Origin of the sequence: Wolbachia endosymbiont of Pentidionis agamae (genome assembly GCF_036711655.1) — a bacterium.
Taxonomy (GTDB): domain Bacteria; phylum Pseudomonadota; class Alphaproteobacteria; order Rickettsiales; family Anaplasmataceae; genus JAZHPY01.
Map to the genome: position 1 here is coordinate 1 of NZ_JAZHPY010000053.1, position 7,228 is coordinate 7,228.

Annotated in this window: 5 protein-coding genes and 1 pseudogene; all 6 read right to left on the reverse strand. The window is 31.6% G+C overall.

The window, feature by feature from the left end; genetic code table 11:
- On the reverse strand, window positions 1–894 hold an 894-nt coding region (locus V6U76_RS03605; protein WP_333023659.1), incomplete at its 3' end, for a hypothetical protein.
- Window positions 895–926: 32 nt separating this feature from the next.
- Window positions 927–1,283, reverse strand: coding sequence for a hypothetical protein (locus V6U76_RS03610; RefSeq protein WP_333023661.1), 357 nt, complete (start codon window positions 1,281–1,283; stop codon window positions 927–929).
- Entirely contained in the window at window positions 1,280–2,566 is a 1,287-nt protein-coding gene (locus tag V6U76_RS03615) for a hypothetical protein (RefSeq protein WP_333023663.1), read from the reverse strand. The genes V6U76_RS03610 and V6U76_RS03615 overlap by 4 nt, the downstream gene beginning before the upstream one ends.
- Before the next feature lie 63 nt (window positions 2,567–2,629).
- Window positions 2,630–4,135: a hypothetical protein gene (locus V6U76_RS03620; RefSeq protein ID WP_333023664.1), complete on the reverse strand. Its 1,506-nt coding sequence runs from the start codon at window positions 4,133–4,135 to the stop codon at window positions 2,630–2,632.
- 361 nt (window positions 4,136–4,496) lie between these two features.
- On the reverse strand, window positions 4,497–6,011 hold the full coding sequence (locus V6U76_RS03625) for a recombinase family protein (protein ID WP_333023665.1): 1,515 nt from the start codon (window positions 6,009–6,011) through the stop codon (window positions 4,497–4,499).
- 316 nt (window positions 6,012–6,327) lie between these two features.
- Window positions 6,328–7,228 (reverse strand): annotated as a pseudogene (locus V6U76_RS03630) (phage tail protein); the annotation flags it as partial.

Genomic DNA, 7,228 nt, shown 5'->3' on the forward strand with positions numbered 1-7,228 from the left:
AAATTTCTTCAATATATTATCTTCTATATACGGGATTACCTCCGCCTCCATCTCATACTTTTTCAGTGTCTCCGTGCTATCACGAATAAACGGTTTATACAGCACCTTCATGCAATAATACATATTCTCTTCTGTTATCTCTTCTAGCCCATAACCCAGAAATTCTTTTAAATCACATAGTACAACAGTTGAATGACTTTCGTATGCTCGTGATATAATCTGCACAGCACTATAAACCTGTTCTATCTTATAAAAGATCTCTTGTGACTGTTCATATTGATTCTTATCTGGATGATATTTTAGCAATAAGCCTTTAAGAGCATGTGATAGGTCTATTATATCATCGCTGTTACTCAAAAGACATAACATTCGTAAACTTTCCTCTAATGTGCTTTTATCATCTATTTTTCTTAATCTTTCGTTGAGAATATTCATCATTCCTATGCTATTTTCATTTCCAGGTACTATTTTCCATAGCAACCGCTTTGTATAATTAAACAACTTGTAGTAATGGTCTTTTCTTCCATTATCTATATCGCAGTAGCCAGTTTCATAATGATAGCGTAGCTTTGCAATATCATTTTTAAATTCCTTCTCAAATTCTTTATGGTAATAATCTAACATTTTAATATATGTGTCACCTCCAAATGCCTGCCCACACCCTTTTAGAGTATTTTCTCTTTTAGAGCGCACTGAATTTATATAACTTAAAAAATCTAAAACTTCCTTATTTCTAAATTTACTGTCGATTTCATTTTCATAAGCAGCAAAATCAGTTGTGCTCATATCAATTAAATACCTAGCGTGACACTCAAACTCAGCAGCATCAACAACACCTCGTAATGAATCAATGTATCCATTATCAGGAACTCGTAATTCTAACCCTCCAACCATAATTTCTACCTCCTTATAAATTTTAACGTAGTCTACAATTTTTTTTCAAAATAGGTTCTTATGAACTCTTGCCATAATTTCAGATATATAGATGCAGCAACAAACCCTGGTACAAAATATATTCCGAGCAGAAGGAACATCACTCCCACACATGCAGAAATAAACAAGATTTGCTTTTTAGAAAGAGTTTTATCATCTAGCTTGGCATAGTGAGATACATTGCTGCTACACCATGCTATCTTATGCTCACCAAACTTACGAATTAACCACCTCAGCTCTTCCTTATCTTTTGGATAATGTTCGTTTTCATTCCACCAAAACTTTGAATATAAAATATCCTTTAGCTTCTCACTTTCTAGAAATTTAAGAAATTCTTCTACTCTTCTCATATCTGCCAAGAAGGTCCTGCAACTGGTTCAAAGTTTACTTCTTCAAGTGCAGAGTTTGGATCTTGCATTTGAAGTTTTTTTACTATCTCTTCCACTTCGATTTTTTCTTTCTCTAATATCTTCTGCTCTTTCTCTGCTAGATCTCTCATCTGCACCACTCTTGTTACTACACTGCTACTTAATCTATCGATATCTTGGTCATTATATTTTGGTGCATTTTTTCTTACTTCTTCCTCTTCTTCTTCTCTTCTTATAAAATCTCTGCTCAGTCTCTCAAATTCATTTGCAAGTTCCGATAACTTTTTAAGGTTAACTTCCTTTTCTGTTTCTTTGTTGAAGTTCTTATATTCCGCACAGAGATTCTTAAATTTTGCACCATACTCTTTATTTAAAATTAGAAAAGTATATTGCTCTGTTAAGAATTTCTCTACATCCTGATTTTGCATTATTACTGGTATAGATATATTGAAACTTGAAGCCTCACCATAAAGAAACCGAATAGCCTTCACTTTCGCTTCAGCTTCCTCTCTACCTATTCTTTCTTCTTCCTTAGCTTTTCTTTCTTCTTCCGCTTTCGCCTCCGCTTCCTTTCTTCCTCTTCTTTCTTCATTTGCTATTGCTTTCGCTGCTTCATGCTTTTCTCCTAATCTATGTTTCTCTTTTTCATCACTAATACTTTTTGAATTAAGTGCTTCAGCAGCTTCTTGTTTCTCTTTTGTTGCTTTGTCAATTTCATATTTTGTAGCTTGCTCAGCTATGTATTCTTTGCGTCTTCTAATAAACCCTGATGCTAGATCTTTAAATGTGGGCATTCTATTTTTTGAATCATGTTGAAGGTTGCATACACTGTTAAACAGTGTTCCATTTACCTGAAATACCCATATATATTTAGAATTTTTCTTGATATCTTTTATTGCTTGATAGAATAAGTCGTCATCACCTGTGGCAACACTTTTTTTTAAAGCCTCTTCACACATCATAAAACTTTCTGCTTCTTTTTTTCTGTACGATTCCCAATAAGAAGAACGAAGTACCTTTGTTAATCGAGATTTTTCTTTACTCTCCTTACCTTTCTTTATTAGTCCGTTTCTATAATCAATTAACTCATTTGCCAATGCTGGAAATTCATTATCAACTTTAGATAGCATTAACCTCTTCAGTTCTTCATATTTAGATTTATCTAGCTTTTTTAGCTGTTTTTCAAGTTCTTCACGAAATGATAAATCTCTTTCAGTGCTTTTGCTATCATGAATAAAATTTTTGCACTCAACAAACATTCTCATCTCTTGATATTGCTTATAATAAGTGGAGTGAAAAAGACGCTGTATAAAACTAAACTCTAGTTCTTATTCTAGTTCACTTAATGTCGCTATATTTTCTTGCTTCCCAAAAACTTTGCCAATCATATCCTCTTTTGTCTTCTTTAGCACTTCAACATACTTATCCAAACTTTCTTCTATATCACTTAAGATGTCATCAGTAATAGAGATATGGAAAGCTTCCTTTATCTCTTCCAACTCTAATAAAGGTAATCTATTACGTAGTGAAAGTAGTTTGTGTGATTCATGTTCTCCACGTTCTTTAAACTCTATAGATAACATATCTTTATACAAACGTTCAATTTCTGAAAATCCGAGATCTGTCGGTAGTAATAACTCATTCTTAAATTCTCCTCCGTTACATACAGCTAAGAGCTCTAAGTCTTTCTTTTTATTATCCCTTTCCCTATAATTTGCTGCTATTTCTGCTATTTCATTCAGCATTTCCTGCTCCACTCTAGATAGAAGATATACATGCATATTGTCTGATATATAAGCTAACCCTTTTTCTATAACCTCACCCATACTATTTTGTTGATTTGAAGTACATTTTCTCTGCAGAATTATCTCGCTCGTGGTCAATTCATCAGCTCTACTAATGATTCTACGATTTACTGTTTTATAATTCATCTTCCCTATTGGATCGTCAATATCAACACATCTCATGAGGGATAATAGCTCACTTTTTACTCCGATATCATCAGCTAAGGTTTTAATATAATTATCTAATAACTCATTTATTACTCTTCTCATAATTTCTTTGTTAAAAGAAGTGCCAAGCTTACTTACTACATTTGAACCATCTCCTGCAATTTCTTTATATAATAAATGTTTCTTACTTTCTCTTGCTTCATTAACAACCTTCTGCAATAACTCTTCATACCACTCATCAAAAAAAGTTTGATTTTTTATCTTGATTAGCGAAAGTTCATTGTGTTTTATAATCCCGTTTGCATCTCTTATTTTATCATTGTACTTCAAATACTCCTCTTTTGCCTTTTCTATATATACATATTTATCTTCACTTTCTCTAGCTTCCAGCAGTACATTCTCCAGTTCTCTTCTCTCTTTATTAGAAATATAGTTATGATAGATTCCAATTACTCTTTGTGTATTAAAAGTGCATAAACTTGATAAATCTGTTTCCCGAATATATTTTTTTAAATCAGATTGTGGATCGGAATAATTATTGTTAGTTAAAGATTTTAATTTATTACTTGATAATGGTAAAAGAATGTTTTGACGTAATCTACCTTCATTTCCTGTTACTTCCTCACCTATAGTATTCTTTATACGATCCACAAAAATCTCATTTTCTGACTTTTTATACTCAGTAAGAACATTAAGAAGCGCACTATAAGATTGATATTTAGCTTGTGCAATAACCGTTTTAGTAAAAAAGAAACTAGAACAATACATAGACAACCCAATAAGAGACCTTGTGCCAATCAATGCCTGCAGAAGCTTTAAATCTCCTGCTTTAATTATACCCTTTACTTGTTCTTCAAATGGCTTGTCAAAAAAACTTGGCATACACCTCCAACCTATTTATATAAAGTTAACAACCTATGTTAAAGTATAGCTTATTGGGTAGCGGTATGCAAACTTATAATGCTGTTTTAATCATTGGCTATGCTTTTCTCTAGGAGATTAAAAAGCTTCAACTGCTCACTCCAAAGCAAGCTCATCTTCGTAAAGTTACTTAACCTGATGTGTGATGGTTGTTTTCCATCTAATATTGCTTCTTTTATCTCCGGTGCAAGAAAGTTTAACTTTAGAATTAAGCTGACATATTTCAAACATGCTATTTTATTCTTAGAACATATTTCTTTAATAGTTGCGTATTCTCCATTATCTAACTGATGTCTCCATAGATGTGCACTTACTAATGATTTTAAGAGTAAGTCGTTTTTTTCTCTCTAGTTTCTCCTTTAACAGGAACTAAAATCATACTTTTGCCACTACATTTTTTTAACTTATATTTAATAAAAACTGAAATATCCTGTCCTTTAACTTCTATTTTCTCAGTAGTTGCTTTGTACTTTTCTACTAAGTTTTTTAGTCCGTCTTTACTTATTTCTATTTTTAGCCCATCTTCTTTAAACCAAACGACTTTAATTAAAAGTCTTACTATATTTTGTTTTTCTACAGGAAATATATTTTTCCACATCTCCGTTATTCCTTTCAATATTTCAGCAATTACCTTATCGGCTTTTCTAAATGCTTCTTCCATTAAAGCTCCATCTTTTAATATAACTGGTATTTGCTCCATTATTACTTGCTCGATTTCTCCTGCTGCAATGGTATTCTCTTTTCCTTTGCATTCTCTTCCCTTCAAATGCCTTCCACATACGTAGTATCTATACTCTCTATTTTTCTTCTTAGCATAAGTTGACTGCATTGATGCATCACACGCATAGCAACGCATTAATCCTTTCAGTAAGACTGGTTCTCTTTTAGATTCTATATAATTTCTAGTTCTAATATTTTCTTTTACTCTATTCCATAATTCTTCATCAATTATTCCTTCATGTTGTCCTTTATATAATGTTCCCTTATGACTTGCAAAACCTATATAAGTTGGATTAGTTAATATTCCTCTAACCGTTGCTTTTTTAAATTCTTCTCCTTCTTTACCTTTATATCCTTTTGTTCTATAACCTTCTTTATTTAACCTTTTAGTTACATTAGTTATCGACTTCATCTCTACAAAACTTTTAAAAATGTGTTTTACAAGTTCAGCTTCTTTCTCATTTATTATCAGTTTTTTCTCTTTCGCATCATATCCTAGCGGCACTCTGCTTCCCATCCATAAGCCCTTCTTTCTTGATGCCTCTATCTTATCTCTTATTCTTTCACCTGTTAACTCTCTTTCATATTGTGCAAAGCTTAAAACCACATTCATCATTAATCTACCAATTGAATTTGCAGTATTAAAACTTTGAGTTACTGATACAAATGCGACTTTATACTTCTCAAAAATGTCAACTATTTTAGCAAAATCAAGTAATGATCTTGATAAACGGTCTATTTTATACACAATGACTGAGTCTATTTTTCCTACTTTTATATCTTTAAATAATTTTTCTAAACCTGGACATTCTAGATTTGATCCACTATAGCTATTATTAATGAATTTATAGCCTTCTAGTAACTCATGTTTATCATTAATAATGCGATGCTCAAGTTCTGCAATTTGACTCTCTATTGTATTCTCCTGCACTTGTTTTCTCGATGAAACTCTGCATATAATGCTGTTATTTTCATTGTTATCATTTTTTTTCACCTCCTTTTCATTGTTTATTTTTACTGAATACCTCAGTAATTGCTCATAAGCATTCGCTAAATATGTGTCCGCTAATCTGCTAACTTCATAACGACGATGAATAGTTAACTCTCTTTTTCGCATTGTTTTTTTCTGTAAACGTTTTTATAATTAGGAGTACTCTCTTACCATCTACTCCTGTAAAAAGTCGCAACTGTATGACTTACTAAAATTTCTGTAAGTAGTTTGCTATAAACTGAACCAGCTTTTCGATCTGTAAATATTTATGTTTATTTTTCCTTTAAACTTTTTTATCAAACTTTTTCTATTACAAAAATACTCTCTTCAACAGCAGCTTTTTTTCTTTTATTGACTGCTGTTACTTAATTATGCTTCATCTATGAGAGTGAAGTGAAGTCTTTTTCAATCAAAGATTGTATCTTTTTATGTAATATTATAATTAATATATTAAAATTATCGGCCCAACATCATTCCAAGATCTGCTTAAATGTTTATGTTCATGCCAAGTAAGAGCACCTGGATAAAATACCAAAATATGATTTTCTAATTCATGAATTGAATCATCTTGTTCTGAGCCTAAATCATTTTTACACTTAGCATGATATTCCATTAAATTAAATTCTATAACTTTTTGATCAGTAAAATTCTTTTCTTCATAGTGGTAAGTAATATTGAACCTTTCTAAAATTGGCTTAGATTTTAAATTCCATACTTGCTCTGAAAGTCGATCATTTCCCAAAGAAAATCTATCACCTACCTCTTCATAGTAACACAGAGGAAAACAAGCATTTATATCTTCTAAGCTCCAACTATCTGACAATACTATTTGTGCTTTAGCAAATTTAATTGGTGGTAATAAACTCTGTGGTAGAGGATATAGGACTTCGAAATTATACCACTGATGCTGGCGCCTGTAGATACCATGATAATTCTTAGTATGTAGCTCTGTTTCTCCTAGTATTGCAACGTCCAATCTGTATAAATCATTGCTAAAAACTTGTTCGTAATGATTGCGTAGACATTCATCTATGATCTTAACAAATGCTCCTCTGTATCTGAAATAATTAACCCTACCAAATGATAGTACAGGACCATCATATTTTAGCTTAATTCCTGAATAGTCTGATAATAGATTGCCAAAAGCACTCTCATCCAATATAAATCTTCATTTACCCATTTAAGTGCTATTCTTAGTGATACAGGTGTTCCTCTTAAGCGTTGAAACTCTATATAATCTTTAATTGCTTTTCTTTTATCTTTTACCAAAAATAGAAGCTCATTTAAACCATACTCTTCAATCAGCCACGGTAGTATTTTAAAACTAAACTTAAATCCTCTTA